The sequence below is a fragment of the Klebsiella sp. P1927 genome (assembly GCF_018204675.1).
GTDB lineage: Bacteria > Pseudomonadota > Gammaproteobacteria > Enterobacterales > Enterobacteriaceae > Klebsiella > Klebsiella pneumoniae.
The window spans coordinates 1,674,167-1,692,959 of sequence record NZ_CP073377.1 but is presented as its reverse complement, the minus strand read 5'-3'; the positions used below and the strand labels follow the sequence as shown (position 1 = coordinate 1,692,959).

Annotated in this window: 17 protein-coding genes and 2 pseudogenes; 8 read left to right on the top strand and 11 right to left on the bottom strand. The window is 56.6% G+C overall.

Annotated elements, in window-relative coordinates:
* Positions 1 to 35: 35 nt before the first annotated feature.
* The 5 genes and pseudogenes from ftsI to mgrB all read right to left on the bottom strand — a co-directional run bounded on the left by ftsI (position 36) and on the right by mgrB (position 3,437).
* Positions 36 to 1,784: a peptidoglycan glycosyltransferase FtsI gene (ftsI, locus tag KB892_RS08400; RefSeq protein WP_002910924.1), complete on the bottom strand. Its 1,749-nt coding sequence runs from the start codon at positions 1,782 to 1,784 to the stop codon at positions 36 to 38.
* A 187-nt stretch (positions 1,785 to 1,971) separates the two neighbouring features.
* Positions 1,972 to 2,181 carry a transcription antiterminator/RNA stability regulator CspE gene (cspE, locus tag KB892_RS08395; RefSeq protein WP_001062678.1) on the bottom strand — a complete coding sequence of 70 codons (210 nt, stop codon included), beginning with the start codon at positions 2,179 to 2,181 and terminating at the stop codon, positions 1,972 to 1,974.
* Positions 2,182 to 2,266: 85 nt separating this feature from the next.
* Positions 2,267 to 2,338: pseudogene (locus tag KB892_RS08390) on the bottom strand (DUF2627 domain-containing protein); the annotation flags it as partial.
* A 590-nt stretch (positions 2,339 to 2,928) separates the two neighbouring features.
* Complete coding sequence (locus KB892_RS08385) at positions 2,929 to 3,219, bottom strand: YebO family protein (protein ID WP_002911374.1); 291 nt, start codon at positions 3,217 to 3,219, stop codon at positions 2,929 to 2,931.
* 74 nt (positions 3,220 to 3,293) lie between these two features.
* The gene (gene mgrB, locus KB892_RS08380; RefSeq protein ID WP_002911375.1) at positions 3,294 to 3,437 is read right to left on the bottom strand and encodes a PhoP/PhoQ regulatory lipoprotein MgrB; all 144 of its coding nucleotides are present in this window, start codon (positions 3,435 to 3,437) and stop codon (positions 3,294 to 3,296) included.
* Between the two features lie 159 nt (positions 3,438 to 3,596).
* Here mgrB and KB892_RS08375 point away from each other — a divergent pair, with 159 nt between their 5' ends.
* Positions 3,597 to 3,836: a YobH family protein gene (locus KB892_RS08375; protein WP_004145533.1), complete on the top strand. Its 240-nt coding sequence runs from the start codon at positions 3,597 to 3,599 to the stop codon at positions 3,834 to 3,836.
* A gap of 56 nt (positions 3,837 to 3,892) precedes the next feature.
* On the opposite strand, the gene kdgR is transcribed toward KB892_RS08375, so the two are convergent.
* Entirely contained in the window at positions 3,893 to 4,684 is a 792-nt protein-coding gene (gene kdgR, locus KB892_RS08370; RefSeq protein WP_002911378.1) for a DNA-binding transcriptional regulator KdgR, read from the bottom strand.
* A 177-nt stretch (positions 4,685 to 4,861) separates the two neighbouring features.
* On the opposite strand from kdgR, the gene KB892_RS08365 reads away from it, so the two are divergent.
* Complete coding sequence (locus KB892_RS08365; protein ID WP_002911379.1) at positions 4,862 to 6,232, top strand: MFS transporter; 1,371 nt, start codon at positions 4,862 to 4,864, stop codon at positions 6,230 to 6,232.
* Between the two features lie 65 nt (positions 6,233 to 6,297).
* Here KB892_RS08365 and htpX read toward each other — a convergent pair whose 3' ends face one another.
* From htpX to KB892_RS08345, 4 genes and pseudogenes are all read right to left on the bottom strand, one after another.
* Positions 6,298 to 7,182, bottom strand: coding sequence for a protease HtpX (gene htpX, locus KB892_RS08360; RefSeq protein ID WP_002911381.1), 885 nt, complete (start codon positions 7,180 to 7,182; stop codon positions 6,298 to 6,300).
* A 235-nt stretch (positions 7,183 to 7,417) separates the two neighbouring features.
* Positions 7,418 to 9,466 (bottom strand): carboxy terminal-processing peptidase, encoded by a 2,049-nt coding sequence (gene prc, locus KB892_RS08355; protein ID WP_004145536.1) that lies wholly within the window; start codon positions 9,464 to 9,466, stop codon positions 7,418 to 7,420.
* A 19-nt stretch (positions 9,467 to 9,485) separates the two neighbouring features.
* Positions 9,486 to 10,163, bottom strand: coding sequence for an RNA chaperone ProQ (gene proQ / locus KB892_RS08350; RefSeq protein WP_002911385.1), 678 nt, complete (start codon positions 10,161 to 10,163; stop codon positions 9,486 to 9,488).
* A gap of 81 nt (positions 10,164 to 10,244) precedes the next feature.
* Positions 10,245 to 10,758 (bottom strand): annotated as a pseudogene (locus KB892_RS08345) (GAF domain-containing protein).
* A 132-nt stretch (positions 10,759 to 10,890) separates the two neighbouring features.
* On the opposite strand from KB892_RS08345, the gene yebS reads away from it, so the two are divergent.
* From yebS to KB892_RS08320, 5 genes are all read left to right on the top strand, one after another.
* Entirely contained in the window at positions 10,891 to 12,174 is a 1,284-nt protein-coding gene (gene yebS, locus KB892_RS08340; protein ID WP_002911387.1) for a membrane integrity lipid transport subunit YebS, read from the top strand.
* Positions 12,143 to 14,776 carry a PqiB family protein gene (locus KB892_RS08335; protein ID WP_002911388.1) on the top strand — a complete coding sequence of 878 codons (2,634 nt, stop codon included), beginning with the start codon at positions 12,143 to 12,145 and terminating at the stop codon, positions 14,774 to 14,776. Before yebS ends, KB892_RS08335 begins: the two co-directional genes overlap by 32 nt.
* A 123-nt stretch (positions 14,777 to 14,899) precedes the next feature.
* Positions 14,900 to 16,333 (top strand): 16S rRNA (cytosine(1407)-C(5))-methyltransferase RsmF, encoded by a 1,434-nt coding sequence (gene rsmF / locus KB892_RS08330; RefSeq protein ID WP_004148845.1) that lies wholly within the window; start codon positions 14,900 to 14,902, stop codon positions 16,331 to 16,333.
* 115 nt (positions 16,334 to 16,448) lie between these two features.
* On the top strand, positions 16,449 to 16,688 hold the full coding sequence (locus tag KB892_RS08325; RefSeq protein WP_002911393.1) for a YebV family protein: 240 nt from the start codon (positions 16,449 to 16,451) through the stop codon (positions 16,686 to 16,688).
* 97 nt (positions 16,689 to 16,785) lie between these two features.
* Positions 16,786 to 16,977, top strand: coding sequence for a YdfD/YebW family protein (locus KB892_RS08320; protein ID WP_002911395.1), 192 nt, complete (start codon positions 16,786 to 16,788; stop codon positions 16,975 to 16,977).
* On the opposite strand, the gene pphA is transcribed toward KB892_RS08320, so the two are convergent.
* Positions 16,974 to 17,627, bottom strand: coding sequence for a protein-serine/threonine phosphatase (gene pphA, locus KB892_RS08315; RefSeq protein WP_004180432.1), 654 nt, complete (start codon positions 17,625 to 17,627; stop codon positions 16,974 to 16,976). The two genes, KB892_RS08320 and pphA, sit on opposite strands and share 4 nt — an antisense overlap.
* A 156-nt stretch (positions 17,628 to 17,783) precedes the next feature.
* Here pphA and KB892_RS08310 point away from each other — a divergent pair, with 156 nt between their 5' ends.
* Positions 17,784 to 18,752, top strand: coding sequence for a VirK/YbjX family protein (locus KB892_RS08310; RefSeq protein ID WP_004151446.1), 969 nt, complete (start codon positions 17,784 to 17,786; stop codon positions 18,750 to 18,752).
* Positions 18,753 to 18,793 lie beyond the last annotated feature (41 nt).

The following is an 18,793-nucleotide window of genomic DNA, read 5'->3' as shown; positions in this document are numbered from 1 at the left end:
GAAAGTGTAGCGCTATTCGCCCCTGCAGACCACTGTTACAGCGCCGGCCCCTGTGGGTGGCTATCGTGCATTACGATCAGATTCTCCGCCCCTTGCGGCATGCCGTCCGGCATGACGTTCTCCAGCCGCAGGACATCGCCCATGATCTGGCTGAAGACCGGCGCGGACACAGCGCCGCCGTAATAGGAACCATTGCTCGGATCGTTCATCACCACCACCAGCGCGAACTGTGGTCGACTGGCGGGCGCCACGCCGGCGGTATAGGCCACATACTTATCGATATATTTGCCGTCCGGGCCAATTTTCTTCGCCGTGCCGGTTTTTACCGCCACCCGGTAGTCGCGTACCGCCGCTTTGGTACCGCCCCCGCCCGGGAGCGCCACGCTCTCCATCATATGTTCCACGCTATGCACAATACTCTCCGGCATCACCCGCGTGCCCATCACCGGCGGATCGATGCGGGTAATCGACAGTGGTCGCGCAATGCCGAAGCCGCCGATGGTGGCGTAGACGTGGGCGAGCTGGAGCGGGGTGACCATCAAACCATAGCCGAAGGCGAAGGTGGCGCGATCCAGTTGCCCCCAGTAGCGGCGATGCGGCATCAGCCCGGCGCTTTCGCCGGTCAACCCCAGCCCCGTCGGTTCGCCAAAGCCGAAAGCTTTATAGGTATCGATCAGATGCTGCACCGGCATGGCGAGCGAGAGATGGGACACGCCGGTATCGCTGGATTTCTGCAGGATCCCGGTCAGGCTCAGCTCCGGATAATAGCCCACATCGCGAATACGATGGCCATCGAGGACGAACGGATGGGTATCCACCACGCTGTCTGGCTGGACAATCCCCTGCTGTAGCGCAGTCATGATCACCAGCGGTTTGACCGTCGACCCGGGCTCGAAGGTGTCGCTGATGGCCCGGTTGCGAAAATCATCCAGCGTCGCGCTATCGCGATTGTTCGGATTGAAGTCCGGATAGCTGGCCATCGCCAGGATCTCGCCGGTATCAATTTTGATCAATACCGCCGCCCCGGACTCTGCTTTGTTCCAGCGGACGGCGTTGTCGAGGGCGTCTTCCGTCACCGTCTGCAGGCGTTCATCAATACTCAGCTGCAGATTATGCGCCGGTACCGGCGGCACTTCGGTAATGTTCTCAATGACATTACCATGTTTATCTTTACGCACCAGACGTCGCCCGGGTTTACCGGTCAACTGGGCGTTAAAGCTTTTCTCCACCCCTTCGATGCCCTGATTATCAACATTGGTAAAGCCCAGCAGATTGGCAGCCACGTGGCCCGCCGGGTAGAACCGTCGCGATTCATCGCGCAGGTAGACGCCCGGCAGATGCAGTTTATCAATCCACTCTGCCTGCTCGGGATTGATCTGACGCGCCAGATAGAGAAAGCGAGCGTGGGGATGACTCTGTACCCGCTGGGCCAGCTCTCCGAGGTTGAGGTGCAGCGCTTCGGCCATCGCCTGCCAGCGGGGCCCATAGCCCACACCGCCCTTCTCCATAGTGGTCTGCGGGTCGATCCAGATAGCACTGACCGGAACGCTCACCGCCAGCGGCCGTCCTTCCCGGTCGCTGATCATCCCCCGCTCAACCGCTACGGGTTCTTCGCGCAGGGAGCGCATATCTTCTTGTTTTACCAGGTTATCGGGGGAGATAATTTGTAGCCAGCCCACGCGGACCAGCAGCAGCCCCAGACAACCGAGAATGGCCACACACAGTAACCCGAAGCGAATCGGGGTGAAACTGGCGGCGGACTTCGTTTTTTTCTTTAGCACCATAGCTCCGGCATTGTTTTGCAACCAACTGATTTAACAGAAAATTAGCAAAACAGACTGCTACACAATGCTAATAAAGATGAGTATTTGCAACAAGACGCGACGGGAGGGGGAAAAATGACATGCTTTGCAATAAAAATGCAAAAGCCCCGCGCAGGCGAGGCTTTTATACAAGAAGAGTGGTCTTGTATCAGATAGCAGTTACGTTAACTGCAGCCGGACCTTTCTGGCCGTCCTGAATTTCGAACTCAACGTTCTGGCCTTCAGCCAGAGTTTTGAAGCCGTTACCCTGGATAGCGGAGAAGTGTACGAACACGTCTTTGCTGCCATCAGCCGGAGTAATGAAGCCAAAACCTTTAGACTCGTTGAACCACTTAACTTGACCTTTAATCTTTGCCATTTGCAAAATTCCTTAGACTGTTTTCTTCGCCTGCTGGCGTTTACCTAGATAAAACTGACACATAACTGCATGAGGCACTAATTTAAGGTTCGGCAGAGAAGCGGTATTCAACGACAACGTGTTTACTCAGGACTTCTTTACTGAAAATGCCACACATAAACAGAACTGTACCTCGTTTAACCCGAAACGTGTTATCACACACTACGTAAATAATGGCAAGCCATTTTTAAACGTGTCTCGATCGTTCGCACAAATTATAAGGTAATCATTTGATCGCCTGCACATTTATGCGTCTTTGCCGCCCCTGGCAAGGCGCTACAGCATCAGCCAATATCGCCCATTCGTTGCCTCATTACTGCAACTTTTTTACCATAGCTCAACAACTTCGCTTCGTCCAGGTATGTCCGTACACGAACTGCTGTAATGTAAGCGTCTGGTGGGCAACGGTGAATATTGATGCGCATAATTCGTTATAACTCCAGACTAAAAATCGCTAAGCCGTGCCAGTGTAGTGATAATAAAACCTGTTAGTCGTCACGCTAAAAATAGTGCTAATTCTGCACCTTAATAATGAAAAAAAGATGACAGTGTCACGTTACCCAACAATAAACGCGGCGAGAATGACTTTATTTACAGCGTGTAATAAAGAGGATATTGCACTAAGAAAGGAATAATGGAATAAGAATAAGATATTACCGCCCGCTATCATGCAGGTGCGCATCTTATGATGCACACCTGTCGGGCGCCTTAACGTTCAGCTACCAGGCGGATAAACTCATCCTCCCCTTTCGCCTTGCCGGCGACGGTCGGCTCAGCCACATCCTCTTTCTCTGGCGCATTAGCTTCGCACAGGCGACGTAACAGCGCATTCTGCCGCTTTTGCTGATCCAGCAGCGCTTGCAGCAGCTCTATCTGCTCATTCGCCCGCGAACTGGCGCGGTTGACGAAGAACCATAACAACAGACCGACAAGCAGCAGCGCCACGGACACAGCCAGCGATGCCAGATTTAAAATCCCAGGATTTAGTAACTCACTCATTTCACCACCTCAAAGAGAAGGCGTTCATTCTACCACCCGCGGCGCAGAAGGAAATCAGTCGGCAGAAAAATGTCTTACCACGGAATAAATTTATTAATAGTGCAAATGCCGCTGAAAAACTGAACATCCTGGTCGCACATTACGTTAAGCATCTGAGTCCACAGCAACAGGCAGCCTGCTATGATGACTATCAGTAAAACCCACCGTAATTTTTTCACTCCACTCTCCGCATCAGTACGCAATGTCGCCAGGATAGCACGGCCTTCTTAAACCGCGGCTAACTGTATTACGAAAGGTAAGTTTAGGAATCATCGACTTGTTTCAAAACGTGTTCGTGTCAAAATCACGCCAGGGATCATACAAATAATGAGGCATCAATGCGATTAATCATTCGTACTATTATCTTGGTGGCTATCTTATGGATTGGCGTATTATTGAGCGGTTATGGGGTGTTATTCCACAGTGAGGAAAACGTCGGCGGTCTGGGTCTTAAGTGCCAATACCTCACCGCCCGCGGAGTCAGCACCGCACTTTATGTTCATTCCGACAGCGGAGTGATCGGCGTCAGCAGTTGCCCTCTGCTGCGTAAAAGCACAACCGTGGTTGATAACGGCTAACATCGAACCGGCGATCGCGACGTAGCGCCGCGGTCGCCAACCCGGTATCCGCCGCCTCAGAACGGATAGTCGTTGTATCCCATTTGTTCAGAAATCTTACGCGCCGCCTGATGGAGCATCGCCACGTATTCATGCAAGCGTTCTTCAGAGAAACGTAGCGTTGGGAAAGAGATGCTCAGCCCGGCGATGACCACGCCGAAACGGTCAAACACCGGCACGCCAATGCAGCGCAGCCCCTCTTCCTGTTCCTCATTATCCTCGCCATAGCCCTGCTCGCGAACGCCATCCAGCACTTTTAGCAACTCCTCGGTGCTGGTAATGGTCCGCTCGGTGCTGCGCTTATACTCCACGCCGTCGAGGATCTGCTCCACTTCGCTGCGATCGCGCCATGCCAGCAGCACCTTGCCAATCGCGGTACTGTACAGCGGGTTGCGGCGGCCAATACGCGAGTACATCCGCAGGTTATACATCGAGTCAATTTTATGGATGTAGACGATACTGTCTTCATCCAGCGCCCCAAGATGGATGGTCTCTTTCGTCAGTCGCGAAAGTTCGCGCATCTGAATATCGGCGCTGCGCACCAGGTCGACGTTCTGCAGCGCGCGCGCGCCCAGTTCGAACAGCTTGAGGGTGAGAGAGTATTTCTCAGACTCTCCTTCCTGTGCCACATAGCCCAGTGATTTCATGGTCTGTAAAAAGCGATAAACGGTGCTTTTCGACATCATGACGCGCTGGGACAGTTCGGTAATGCCAATTTCACGCTCTTCACCCAGCGCCTGTAGGATGCCGAAAACCTTCAATACCGAAGAGACAGAATCTGGCTGTTTATCCAAATCTGCACCTGCCATTTATCACCTCGTCGTAACTGTTTTATAAAAATTAGAACCGGTTTTTATTATAAATTCGCCGCCTCTGAGCCGCAATCATTCTTCTGCCACTTCGTTACAAATCTGCGACATACTGCGAATTAATCAATGCTAAACTCATCATTCAAAAAACCGTTTCATTTAAGACTCATATTCACCATGGATAAAAATTCTTCTGATGGCGTGCCGTTGCCGCAACGCTATGGCGCCATTCTGACCATCGTGCTTGGGCTGACCATGGCCGTGCTCGACGGGGCTATCGCCAACGTCGCGCTGCCGACTATCGCCAGCGATCTCAACGCCTCACCGGCGGCTTCAATCTGGATCGTTAACGCCTACCAAATCGCCATTGTCATCGCCCTGCTGCCGCTCTCCTTCCTCGGCGACATGGTCGGCTATCGGCGTATCTATAAGATAGGCCTGGTGGTGTTTATCTTTACCTCGCTGGCCTGCGCGCTGTCGCGTAGCCTCGAAATGCTAACCTTCGCCCGCGTCGCGCAGGGATTGGGCGGCGCCGCGCTGATGAGCGTCAACACCGCGCTGATCCGTCTGATTTATCCGCAGCGCTTTCTTGGTCGCGGCATGGGCATTAACTCCTTTGTCGTTGCCGTCTCTTCGGCGGCAGGCCCGACTATCGCCGCAGCGATCCTCTCCCTCGCCTCATGGCAATGGCTGTTTTTAATTAACGTGCCTCTCGGCATCGTCGCCTTTGTTCTGGCCATGCGCTTTCTGCCGCCCAACAGCGCGCGCAGCAAAATCATCCGCTTCGATCTGCCGAGCGCCATTATGAACGCCCTTACCTTCGGGCTGCTGATCACCGCCCTGAGCGGTTTCGCCCAGGGGCAGTCCACTCAGCTGGTGCTGGCGGAGGTCGCCGCTATGCTGGTGGTGGGGTTCTTCTTCGTTCGCCGCCAGCTCACGATGCCCGTCCCCCTGCTGCCGGTCGACCTGCTGCGTATCCCACTCTTTTCTCTCTCTATCTGCACTTCCATCTGCTCCTTCTGCGCGCAGATGCTGGCGATGGTCTCTCTGCCCTTTTTTCTGCAGTCGATGATGGGGCGCAGCGAAGTGGAGACCGGTCTACTGCTAACGCCGTGGCCGTTAGCGACCATGGTGATGGCGCCGCTGGCCGGCTATTTGATCGAGAAATGTCATGCCGGGCTGCTGGGGGCTATCGGTTTGCTGATTATGGCCTGCGGCCTGTTCGGCCTGGCGCTGCTGCCCTCGTCGCCCTCCGATCTGGATATCATCTGGCGCATGGCGCTGTGCGGCGCCGGCTTCGGGCTGTTTCAGTCGCCGAACAACCATACCATCGTCGCCTCGGCTCCGAGCCATCGTAGCGGCGGCGCCAGCGGCATGCTGGGCACCGCTCGCCTGCTCGGACAGAGCACCGGCGCGGCGCTGGTGGCGCTGCTATTCAATTTGCTCGGTAACAACGGCACCCACACCGCCCTGCTGCTGGCCGGCACCCTGGCTATCGTCGCCGCGCTAATTAGCGGTCTGCGGGTCACTCAGCCGCGCGCAGCCTGACGGACGGTAAAAAAAATCCGCAGCTTGCGGGCTGCGGATTGTCGTTTTCAGCGTCAGAAGATGGATTATTTCAGATATTCACCGCTACGCAGGGCTTCAATACGCTTATCCAGCGGCGGGTGAGTCATAAACAGTTCGCTCATGGATTTCGCTTTACCGTTAATGCAGAACGCCATCATGCTGCTGGCTTCCTGCGGCTCATAGCTGGTTTTCAGACGCTGCAGGGCTGCAATCATCTTCTCGCGGCCTACCAGACGCGCCGAGCCGGCGTCAGCATGGAACTCACGGTAACGCGAGAACCACATGGTGATTATGCTGGCCAGAATACCGAACACCAGCTCAAGCACCGTGGCGACCGCGAAGTAGATCAGCGGGTTGCCATTGCTGCTCTCCCCTTCATCTTCCCGGTTGCCGCCGAGGAAACCGGCCGCAATCTGCGCGATAACGCGGGAGATAAAGATAACGAAGGTGTTCACCACCCCCTGGATCAGGGTCATGGTAACCATATCGCCATTGGCGATGTGGCTGATTTCATGGGCAATGACCGCTTCCGCTTCATCACGGCTCATGTTTTGCAACAGCCCGGTGCTGACGGCGACCAGCGAGGCGTCACGACGCGCGCCGGTGGCGAAGGCGTTAATGTCAGGCGCGTGATAGATAGCTACCTGCGGCATGGCAATACCTACCTGCTGCGCCTGCTGCGCAACGGTATTCATCAGCCAGCGTTCCGTTTCGTTGCGCGGCTGCTCGATCACTTCCCCACCCACTGACTTCAGCGCCATCCACTTCGACATCATCAGCGAAACGATAGAACCACCGAAGCCGAACAGCAGGGCCATAATCAGAAGACCGGTCATGCTGCTGGATTGGATCCCCGTGAGGCTTAACACCAGCCCGAACACGACCATCACTGCCAGGTTCGTCAGCAGGAAAAGCGCGATTCGCATCATAATTTTCTTTTTACCTCAATTTAACAAAACGCACTATGCGATTACCCACATCGTATGGGTCAGGCTGCAATTTTCAACCATCAGCCCCCGCTAAGTCACGATAAAAACACAACTTTACATTTTGTAGCATCTTGCTGACAGCGGCAGCACAGGTTGACATTTTGTTAGATGAGCTGAATGGCGATGACAACGCGCACAAAAAAAACGGGCACCTCTCAGGGTGCCCGTTAGCAACTTATTTGCTGGCCGGCGGTTCCACCGCCGGGCGCGCTTTTTCCAGATGCGCCAGGTCTACCGCGATATGGACCGTTTCATCAAGATACGGATCCGGCTCCTGGTAATCCTTCGGCAGATCGTCCAGTTTTTTCAGCGGCGGCTTGCCTTCGCGTTTCAGGCGATCGTTAATCCGCGCCAGACGAATCGCATCATCTTCTTCGTTCTCTTTCTCACGCTGGGCGTAGTTCAGAGAGACGATGTTACGTTTGTCCTTCATCGCGTTATAACGGGCAATATCCTTCATGATGTACTGGAATTCAGGATCCTGCGCAATACGCTCGTCGTGGCGCTTGAGCAGCTCCGGTCCAAACGGGGTCAGATCCCCGGACTTCACATAGGTGGCCGCGTTGATGCTATCCCACGGCAGCGCGTTGTCTTCATACTGCTCGCCGGTTTCGCGATCTTCATTGCCGGTTGGCATCATGATATCCGGCGTCACGCCTTTGCGCTGCGTACTGCCGCCGTTAATACGATAGAACTTCTGGATGGTGTACTGGACGGAACCCAACGCCGGCCACTCCGGACGCAGCATTTGATCGTAAATACGATTCAACGAGCGATACTGCTGTACCGTCCCTTTACCGAAGGTCGGTTCGCCAACGATCAGCGCGCGGCCATAGTCCTGCATCGCTGCGGCGAAGATCTCAGACGCCGAGGCGCTAAAGCGGTCAACCAGCACCACCAGCGGCCCTTTGTAATAAACCACGCCATCGTTGTCGCTGTCTTCGCGCACTTTGCCATTATTATCCCGCACCTGCACCACCGGACCGGACGGAATAAACAGACCCGAGAGCGATACCGCCTCTGTCAGCGCTCCGCCGCCGTTGCTGCGCAGGTCAATGATGATGCTGCTGACGTTCTGTTTTTCCAGCTTCTGCAGCTGCACTTTCACGTCATCGGTCAGGCCAACGTAAAAGCCTGGGATATCCAGCACGCCGACTTTTTCTTTCCCGACGGTTTTCACCGACATCTTAACCGCACGGTCTTCCAGACGAATGCGCTCGCGGGTCAGCGTTACAATACGCGTCTTGGCTCCTTTACCGGCCGGCAGGATTTCAAGACGAACCTTGCTGCCCTTCGGCCCTTTAATCAGCGCCACGACGTCATCCAGACGCCAGCCGATGACATCAACCATCGACTTCCCGGTCTGGCCAACGCCAACGATGCGATCGCCGACGCTGATCGCTTTGCTTTTCGCGGCTGGACCGCCCGCCACCAGCGAATTAATGACGGTATAGTCATCATCCATCTGCAGCACGGCGCCGATCCCCTCGAGCGAGAGGCTCATTTCGGTATTGAACTGCTCGGTATTACGCGGCGACAGATAATTTGTGTGCGGATCGATTTCGCGAGCGAAGGCGGTCATCGCCAGCGAGAAGACATCTTCGCTGTTGGTTTGCGCCAGGCGACGTATAGCAAACTTATAGCGACGGGTTAAGGTGTCGCGGATCTCTTTATCGTCTTTACCCGCCAGCTTCAGGCTTAACTGGTCAAACTTAACCTTAGCGTCCCACAGCTTGTTCAGCTCGGCCTCGTCTTTTGGCCACGGCGCTTTGGAGCGGTCAAGGTTGAAATTATCATTGCCGGTAAAGTCCATCGGACGTTCAAGCACCTTCAGCGCATACTGATAGCGCTCGAAGCGGCGCTGTTGCCCCAGGTTGTAGAGGTCGTAAAAGACGTCCAGTTTCCCGCTGCGCAGCTCATCGCCAATTTGGTCTTTTTTAGCCGCAAACTTCGCCACATCGCTGGCCAGCAGCACATTGTGGCTGTAGTCCAGCAGGTTCAGGTAACGGTCAAAAATCTTTGCCGAGAAGGCGTTGTCGAGATCAAACTGACGGTAATGAGAGCGGGTAAAGCGCGACGTCACGCGCTCGCTTACCGTCGCGTGCTGCGGCTCTTCTTTCAGCACGGGGATTTGATCTGCGCGGGTTATGTCATCAACAGCGAATGCATGGCCTGCTATTGCCAGCAGGCCCGCAAGCGCGGTGATTTTAAAAAATGTGTTCATGCCTGGCCCGGCCTCCGTTTCAGAACACCAGGTGTTCTGCGCGTACAATCATTGACATACCAGAAGTCAGCTGTACACGAACGCCATCTTTGGTGATTTCCAGAACGGTGGCGTCCATGGCGTTATTGCCTGCTTTTACCTTCAGCGCCTGGCCGACGGTCAGAACGGAAACATCCGATACCGGAGTAAGACGCTCTTCACGCGGGGCTTTGGCCGCAACAGGACGCGGTTTACGCTGTTCAGCGCCTTCTTTACGACGCGGCTGCTGAGGACGCGGTTTACGCTCGCGGCGAACGCCTTCATCCTGCTGGCCTGCGGCCGCAGCGGCTTCGCGTTTTTTCGCCTGCTGGGCTGCGCGCTGCGCCTGAACGCGAGCTTTCGCTTCTTCCAGCTGCTGACGCGCATGGGCAATGTGCTGCTCTTCCAGTTCGCCGCACGGATTGCCATCCAGGTCAACGCGAATAGCGCCGGCTTTTACGCCGTACAGATAACGCCAGCTGGACGTGTAGAGACGTAATGCAGCGCGAAGCTGGGTCTTGCTGAGATTCATCTCACCACCCACTCGCTCAACGAGATCCTGAAAAATTCCGATTTTCAGGGGGCGCGCTTCACCTTCAGCGCTAAAGCACTGCGGGAAACGTTCGGCCAGAAAGGCGATAACTTCTTTACTGCTATTCAACTTAGGTTGATTTTCCATGAAATTTCCTGATTACAACGGACGTAGCCAACAAGCCGCAGGCATGAACAGGCGACATTATAATGACGTCCTCGCTAAATGCTACGTTATCCGTTGATTATCCCACGACACGGGTAAAGATTTTTTGATAATCCGTGGCCGCAATGAGTTTTTCCAGATGCTCGACCAGCGTGCGCAACCCCTGCTCATCTTCAGCGGTGAAGCGCCCGTAAGCCGGACTATCGATATCCAGCACGCCGATAATCTGGCCATTCACGCGCAGAGGGAAGACAATTTCCGAATTACTGGCGGCATCGCAGGCAATGTGGCCGTCAAAGGCGTGGACGTCCTCGACGCGCTGGACCTGAGCCTGCGCCACCGCCGCGCCGCATACGCCTCGCCCGACCGGGATCCGCACGCAGGCCAGTTTGCCCTGGAACGGTCCCAACACTAGGGTATCGCCTTCCAGAAGGTAGAAACCGGCCCAGTTGACCTCGCTCAGCCGCTCGAACAGCAGCGCGCTGGTATTGGCGATCATCGCCAGAAAACTGGTTTCACCTGCCATTAATGCCTGGAAATCGCGGTTCAGATCCGCGTAAAATTCTGTTTTGCTCATTATATCTTCACTTTGTTGTCTTACTGCCTGATACGTACAGCCTACTAAAATAAGCATTAAATGCGCTTGGGCTCAAGATGAATTCATTCATAGGTTAAGATAGTGAGATACATTCATTCCTGTACGTAATAAATGCCGATAAAAACACCCACCCTCAAACCTGCGAAAAAGATGGTCGTGCATACTGTCAGCACGCCGCTTCCCTATGCGCATTATCAGCGCTGTACGCAGTGTGACATGCTCTTCCGCTTACCGGTGCTCAAACGCAACCAAAGCGCCTGGTGTCCGCGCTGTAACGCGAAGGTGCGCGATGGCCGCGACTGGTCGCTGACCCGCCTGGGCAGCATGGCCCTCGCGATGCTGTTGCTCATGCCTTTCGCCTGGTCGGAGCCTCTGCTGCGCCTGCATCTGTTGGGCGTACGCATCGACGCCAACGTCCTGCAGGGGATCTGGCAGATGACCGCGCAGGGCGATCCGATTACCGCCGCCATGGTGCTGTTTTGCGCGGTGGTCGCCCCGGTGCTGCTGGTGGTCTCCATCAGCTATCTCTGGCTGGGCAATGTGCTGGGGATGAACCTGCGGCCGGTGCTGCTGATGCTCGGCAAGCTTAAAGAGTGGGTGATGCTGGATATCTATCTGGTGGGCATCGGCGTCGCCTCCATCAAGGTGCAGGATTACGCCTTCCTGCAGCCGGGCATCGGTCTGGTGGCGTTTATCTCCCTGACGTTGTTGAGCATCCTGACGCTTATTCATATGAACGTCGAAGAGCTATGGGAGCGTTTCTATCCCGAGCGTCCGGCGACCCGCGCCGATAATAATCTGCAGGTGTGCACCGGCTGCCATTACACCGGCTATCGCGACGCGCGCGGCCGCTGCCGACGCTGCCACACGCCGCTGCATCATCGCCGACCGCAGAGCCTGCAGCGCAGCTGGGCGGCGCTGATTGCCTCGCTGGTTTTCCTCTTTCCGGCCAACCTGTTGCCAATCTCCATCATCTACGTCAACGGCGCGCGCCAGGACGACACGATCCTCTCGGGGATCATCTCCCTGGCCAGCAGCAATATCGCCATTGCCGGGGTCGTGTTTATCGCCAGTATTTTGGTGCCATTCACCAAAGTTATAGTGTTATTTACCCTGCTGCTCAGCATACAATTCAAGTGCGAGCAGGGATTGCGCACCCGCATCCTGCTGCTGCGGCTAATCACCTGGATTGGCCGTTGGTCGATGCTGGATCTGTTTGTTATCTCACTCACCATGTCGCTAATAAATCGCGATCAGCTCCTCGCCTTCACCATGGGGCCGGCTGCGGTTTACTTTGGCGGCGCGGTAATTTTAACTATTCTTGCAGTTGAATGGCTGGACAGCCGCTTACTTTGGGACGCACATGAGTCAGGAAACGCCCGCTTCGCAGACTGAAGCCAGAATAAAAACCAAACGCCGTATTTCGCCATTCTGGCTGCTGCCGGTCATCGCGTTGCTGATTGCCGCCTGGCTAATCTGGACCAGCTTTGACGATCGCGGATCGACGATTACGATTGATTTCCAGTCCGCGAACGGCATCGTGCCGGGACGGACGCCGATCCGCTATCAGGGGGTTGAAGTCGGCACCGTCCAGGATATTAGCCTCAGTAAAGATCTGAGTAAGATTGAGGTTTCGGCCAGCATCAAACGCGATATGAAAGATGCGCTGCGCAAAGAGACCCAGTTCTGGCTGGTCACGCCGAAAGCCTCTCTGGCCGGCGTATCGGGCCTCGATGCGCTGGTGGGCGGGAACTACATCGGCATGATGCCGGGCAAGGGTGAACCCGAAGATCACTTTGTCGCCCTCGACACCCAACCTAAATACCGCATCAACAACGGCGAGCTAATGATCCACCTGCAGGCGCCGGATCTTGGCTCTCTGAACAGCGGCTCGCTGGTCTACTTCCGAAAAATCCCGGTCGGGCGGGTGTATGACTATTCCCTGAATGCCAATAATCAGGGGGTGACCATCGATGTGCTAATCGAGCGCCGGTTTACCAATCTGGTGAAAAAAGGCAGCCGCTTCTGGAACGTCTCAGGCGTCAAGGCCGACGTCGGCCTGAGCGGGGCCAAAGTGCAACTGGAGAACCTGTCCGCGCTGGTGAACGGCGCCATCGCCTTTGACTCCCCCGCCGATTCGCATGTCGCCTCGCAAAACGATGAATATCACCTGTATGAAGATCTGGCGCATAGCCAGCGCGGCGTGGTGGTGACCCTCGATCTGCCTGATGGCGATGGACTGAAAGCGGGCTCGACGCCGCTCATGTATCAGGGGCTGGAGGTGGGCCAGTTAAGCAAACTGAATCTAAACCCCGGCGGCAAAGTTACTGGCGAGATGACCGTCGACCCGAGCGTGGTGACGCTGCTGCGGGAGAAAACGCTGATTCAGATGAAGAAGCCGAAGCTCTCCCTCGATAACCCCAGCATTAGCACCCTGCTCACCGGCAATACCTTTGAGCTGGTGCCCGGCGAAGGCGAGCCACGCAATCACTTCTCGGTAATGCCGGCGGATAAAGCGCTGCTGGATGAGCCCAACGTCGCCACCGTTACCCTCTCGGCGCCGGAGAGCTACGGCATCGACGGCGGTCAGCCGCTGGTGCTGCACGGAGTAAAAGTCGGCCAGGTGCTGGAGCGTAAACTGACGGCCAAAGGGGTAACCTTTCAGGTTGCCATTGATCCTGAATACCGCGATCTAATTCACGGCGACAGCAAATTTGTGGTTAACAGTCGTCTGGACGTCAAAGTGGGGCTCGACGGCGTGCAGGTGCTGGGCGCCAGCGCCAGCGAATGGGTGAACGGCGGGATCAGGGTGATCCCGGGCGAAAAAGGCAAAATGCAAAGCAGCTATCCGCTGTACGCTAACCTTGAAAAGGCGCAGGAAAATAGCCTGAGCGAAGTGCCGACCACTACCCTGAGCCTGTCTGCTGAGACGCTGCCTGACGTTCAGGCCGGCTCGGTGGTGCTGTATCGTAAATTCGCCGTCGGCGAGATCATCGCCGTCAAACCGCGCAAGGATGCATTCGATATCGATCTGCATATCAAGCCGGAATACCGCTACCTGCTGACCAACAACAGCGTCTTCTGGGCGGAAGGCGGTGCGAAGGTCAAGCTTGACGGTAACGGACTCACCGTGCAGGCCTCGCCGCTGGCGCGCGCGATCAAAGGGGCGATCAGTTTCGATAACCTCAATGGCAGCAGCGCCGGAGCACGGCTGAATAACAAACGTATCCTTTATGCATCTGAAACGGCGGCGCGCGCCGTGGGCGGCCAAATCACCCTGCACGCGTACGACGCCGGGAAGATGGCGGCCGGGATGCCGATTCGTTATCTCGGCATCGACATCGGTCAAATCCAGTCGCTGGAGCTAATCACCGCCAAAAACGAAGTGCAGGCGAAAGCGGTGCTCTATCCGGAATACGTCGGCACCTTCGCCCGCGCCGGGACCCGCTTCTCGGTGATCACTCCGCAAATCTCCGCCGCGGGCGTGGAACATCTCGACACCCTGTTCCAGGCCTACATCAACGTTGAGCCCGGCCGCGGCCCGGCACGACGCGATTTTGAGATCCAGGATACGACGATCAGCGATTCGCGTTATATCGACGGCCTGAACATCGTGGTGGAAGCGCCGGAGGCGGGATCGCTTGGCATCGGTACGCCGGTCCTGTTCCGCGGACTGGAAGTCGGGACGGTTACCGGACTGTCGCTGGGGTCGATGTCTGACCGGGTGATGGTTAAGCTGCGCATCAGTAAGCGCTACCAGTACCTGGTACGTAATAACTCGGTGTTCTGGCTGGCCTCGGGTTACAGCCTCGACTTCGGCCTGATTGGCGGGGTGGTGAAAACCGGTACCTTCAATCAGTTTATCCGCGGCGGGATCGCCTTTGCCACGCCGCCGGGCACGCCGCTGGCGCCGAAGGCCCAGGATGGCAAGCACTTCCTGCTGCAGGAGAGCGAGCCGAAAGAGTGGCGGGAGTGGGGCACCGCTCTGCCGCAGTAATGCCCCCTTCTCCCGCCCCGGGCAACGCCGGGCGCGGGGAGAGGGTAAACCGCACGCCCCGGTGTCACGCGCCGGGGCGTTTGTGCTAAACTGCGCACCCTTTTTTTCTGTGGTGCGCTGCCCGTGGCTGAAAATACTGTCTATTTCCCTGAAGCGTTTCTCGCTCAAATGCGCGCGGCGATGCCAGCGCATCTCTCTTTCGACGACTTTATCGCCGCCTGTCAGCGCCCGCTACGCCGCAGTATTCGCGTCAATACGCTGAAGATTAGCGTCGATGATTTCCTCTCTCTGGTTGCCCCCTACGGCTGGCAGCTCGCGCCGGTGCCCTGGTGCGCAGAGGGATTCTGGATCGAGCGAGAGGATGACGACGCGCTGCCGCTGGGCAGTACCGCCGAACATCTCAGCGGGCTGTTCTATATTCAGGAAGCCAGTTCGATGCTGCCGGTCGCCGCCCTGTTCGCCGATAACCGGCAGCCCGAACGGGTGATGGACGTTGCCGCCGCCCCGGGATCGAAAACCACCCAAATTGCAGCCCGAATGGGCAACGCGGGCGGCATTCTCGCCAATGAATTCTCCGCCAGCCGGGTGAAGGTGCTGCATGCCAACATCAGCCGCTGCGGCATCAGCAACGTCGCTCTGACCCACTTCGACGGCCGGGTTTTTGGCGCGGCCTTGCCCGAAACCTTCGATGCCATCCTGCTTGACGCCCCCTGCTCCGGCGAAGGGGTTGTACGTAAAGACGCCGACGCGCTGAAAAACTGGTCGCCGGAGAGCAACCTCGACATCGCCGCCACTCAGCGCGAGCTTATCGACAGCGCCTTCCATGCTCTGCGCCCTGGCGGGACGCTGGTGTATTCCACCTGCACCCTGAATCGTGAAGAAAATCAATCGGTCATTGAGTGGCTGCTGTCCCGCTATCCGCAAGCGGTGGAGATCCTGCCGCTGGGAGAGTTGTTTCCCGGCGCAGCCGACGCCCTAACCGCGGAAGGTTTTCTGCACGTTTTTCCGCAAATTTACGATTGCGAAGGCTTCTTTGTCGCGAGGTTGCGCAAAACTGCGGCGATCGATCCGCTCCCGGCGCCAGGCTATAAGGTCGGTAAATTCCCGTTTACGCCGCTGAAGGACCGGGAGGCCGCCGCGGTAACTGCCGCCGCCAGGGCTGTTGGCCTGGAGTGGGACGCAGGCCATACGCTGTGGCAGCGGGATAAAGAGCTGTGGCTGTTTCCGCTGGCTTTGGAGCCCCTGTTCGGCAAGGTGCGCTTTTCTCGCATCGGCGTGCGCCTGGCGGAACTGCACAATAAGGGGTACCGCTGGCAGCATGAGGCGGTTATCGCCTTTGCCGCGCCGCAGCGCGCCTTCGAGCTGTCGCAGGAGGAAGCGGAGGAATGGTATCGCGGGCGCGACGTCTATCCGCAAACCGCGCCTGGGCAGGATGAAACCATTGTGACCTTCCAGGGCGTTCCGCTGGGCCTGGCGAAGCGCGTCGGCTCCCGACTGAAGAACAGCTATCCGCGCGAACTGGTGCGCGATGGAAAACTTTTTGCCGGCAAGGTGTGAGGCCGAGCAAAAAATGCGCACTTTTTGACTGGCGCTTTTCGCCCCATTGACTACGCTGAAAAATAACGGCCATAACTGGTCGTACCACAACTCAGCTGAAAAATGGGGTGAAGCGATGAGTAAAACCAATGTCCGCATCGGCGCGTTCGAAATAGACGATGCCGAACTGCACGGTGAGCATCAGGGTGAGCGAACGTTAAGCATACCCTGCAAATCCGATCCAGACTTATGTATGCAGCTTGATGCCTGGGATGCCGACACCAGCGTGCCCGCGATTCTCAATGGCGAACATTCCGTTCTCTACCGTAAACATTACGACCGCCAGTCCGATGCCTGGGTCATGCGCCTTGCCTGACACCAATGAACCCGTCGCCTGAGACGGGTTATTTATTTCCCCGTCCCGCCGTCATCCCCTACACTAAATAGTATGTGAACCCGAGCATGAGGCCAGGATGTTTGCCTTAGTGTTGTTTATTTGCTATCTGGATGGCGGCTGCGAGGACATTGTGGTTGACGTCTACCGCGAGGAAACGCAGTGCTTAGTGGCGATGGAGGATCAGCGGATCCGCCACGGTGGCTGCTACCCGATAGAAGATTTTATTGATGGCTTCTGGCAACCCGCCAGCGAATACAGCGACTTTTAGCCTGCCGACTGCAGCGCCACCAGCGTCAGCGTCCCACCAAACACAGCGCCCGTATCAATATAGTGTTGATTATCGTGGTCATAACGCGCCTGAAGCGGCGTATGGCCAAACCAGAAATGGTCCGCGCCGGCAATAGCGCCATGGCGCCCCGCCAGGTGTTCACTCAGACGATGGCGGCTCCATAGTACCCGTTGGGGATCCACCGGCTGCTGCCAGCGATAGACCGGCGCCGGGTAATCGGCGTGGGCGATCACATGCCGCGCTTTCCCGCATTCCACTTCAATAATCAACGGTAGCCGCCGACAGTGCGCCAGCAGCCGATCGACGTCGGCCCGCTGCCGCGCATCACCCTTGACGTACCAGTCGCCACCGTTCATCTGCCAGAGCCGCATATCTCCGCTCTCCAGCGCCTCCAGCGCCATCTGCTCATGATTCCCCCGAACGGCCCTGAACCAGCGACAGCGCAACAGGCCAAGACAATCGGCGCTCTGCGGCCCGCGATCGATCAGATCGCCCACCGAGATCAGCAGATCGGCCCAGGGATCAAAACGCAACTGACGCAGGCGATTCATCAGCAGCGCAAAGCAGCCATGCAGATCGCCCATCAGCCAGATATTACGCCAGTCGCTGCCGTTAATACGTTGATACATATAATTACCTCTCAGCGGTAATTATAGGTAATTCCAGCAAAGGTCCACGGAATTTAATTTACACCTCAATCAATTTTAAACAGACGGCAAATATAGTCCGCCAGAGGATTAAGCTTGTCAGTGGCTCGCTTTAAAATAGGGGGAAATCACAACGAGGTGTTTATCGTGACAGACAATAGCCTGCATTCATCCGGCGTGCTAGCGCCGCGCTCGCATCTTATTGCCGATCTGGTGATGGGCAGATTGACACCTGCCCCTATCTGGCGGCAAAAAAATTACCGCTTTAAGTTTTTGCTGCGCACGGCCTTATTTTATAACGCCACCAGAGCGATGCTGGAAGCGCTCAGCGCTCGGGATGATTTTAATCAGCTGCTGGCCGCGCAGGCTACGCTGCCGGGCAAAGTACACCGTCAATATCTGACCCGCGATCTCAACGCCTGGCAGCGGGCGGTGGCGGTAATCAACCATTATCGTTATATCGACACCCTACGCGGATCGCGGCTGGCGCACGCTATGACCGCGGTGTCTGAGGTCCCGCTGCTGACGTTAAACGGAAAAGAGGACCGCCGGTTTACTCTTTATGCCTCCTCGGCAGGCAAAGCCGAACGTGAGGGTGAAACCACTCTGTGGCTGCGCGACAGCGACCACACCCTGCTGGCCAGCGCCACCTTCAGCGTAACCCGTGATCACGATGCCTGGCAGCTGGTTATCGGCGGTCTGCAGGGGCCGCGACGTCACGTTTCTCATGAGGTGATTAAGCAGGCGACTCGCGCCTGCTACGGCCTGTTTCCGAAGCGCCTGCTGCTGGAGTTTATCTGGCAGCTGGCCGCGCGCAGCCAAATCGCGGCTATTTACGGCGTCAGCGATAATGGTCACGTGTTCCGCGCCCTGCGCTATCGCCTGAGCAAAGGCCGCCATTTCCACGCCAGCTACGACGAGTTCTGGCAGTCTATCGACGGCCAGCCGGAAAGCCCCTGGCGCTGGCGGCTACCGCTATGTCTGGAAAGAAAATCGCTGGAGAGTATCGCCAGTAAAAAACGGGCTGAATATCGGCGGCGATTCCAGCTGCTGGATCAGCTGACGGAGCAGGTGGCAATATTGACGCAGCGGCATGCCGGTGACTAAATTGCGCTGTAGGTGAAGCCGAATTACAACATGGCGTTTGC

Excerpts from the sequence above, each read along its gene's own strand:
- ftsI (WP_002910924.1), bottom strand. The coding sequence starts at position 1,784 with ATGGTGCTAAAGAAAAAAACGAAGTCCGCCGCCAGTTTCACCCCGATT.
- cspE (WP_001062678.1), bottom strand. The coding sequence starts at position 2,181 with ATGGCAAAGATTAAAGGTCAAGTTAAGTGGTTCAACGAGTCTAAAGGT.
- KB892_RS08385 (WP_002911374.1), bottom strand. The coding sequence starts at position 3,219 with ATGAGTGAGTTACTAAATCCTGGGATTTTAAATCTGGCATCGCTGGCT.
- KB892_RS08375 (WP_004145533.1), top strand. The coding sequence starts at position 3,597 with ATGCGATTAATCATTCGTACTATTATCTTGGTGGCTATCTTATGGATT.
- kdgR (WP_002911378.1), bottom strand. The coding sequence starts at position 4,684 with ATGGCAGGTGCAGATTTGGATAAACAGCCAGATTCTGTCTCTTCGGTA.
- KB892_RS08365 (WP_002911379.1), top strand. The coding sequence starts at position 4,862 with ATGGATAAAAATTCTTCTGATGGCGTGCCGTTGCCGCAACGCTATGGC.
- htpX (WP_002911381.1), bottom strand. The coding sequence starts at position 7,182 with ATGATGCGAATCGCGCTTTTCCTGCTGACGAACCTGGCAGTGATGGTC.
- prc (WP_004145536.1), bottom strand. The coding sequence starts at position 9,466 with ATGAACACATTTTTTAAAATCACCGCGCTTGCGGGCCTGCTGGCAATA.
- proQ (WP_002911385.1), bottom strand. The coding sequence starts at position 10,163 with ATGGAAAATCAACCTAAGTTGAATAGCAGTAAAGAAGTTATCGCCTTT.
- yebS (WP_002911387.1), top strand. The coding sequence starts at position 10,891 with ATGCCGATAAAAACACCCACCCTCAAACCTGCGAAAAAGATGGTCGTG.
- KB892_RS08335 (WP_002911388.1), top strand. The coding sequence starts at position 12,143 with ATGAGTCAGGAAACGCCCGCTTCGCAGACTGAAGCCAGAATAAAAACC.
- KB892_RS08325 (WP_002911393.1), top strand. The coding sequence starts at position 16,449 with ATGAGTAAAACCAATGTCCGCATCGGCGCGTTCGAAATAGACGATGCC.
- KB892_RS08320 (WP_002911395.1), top strand. The coding sequence starts at position 16,786 with ATGTTTGCCTTAGTGTTGTTTATTTGCTATCTGGATGGCGGCTGCGAG.
- pphA (WP_004180432.1), bottom strand. The coding sequence starts at position 17,627 with ATGTATCAACGTATTAACGGCAGCGACTGGCGTAATATCTGGCTGATG.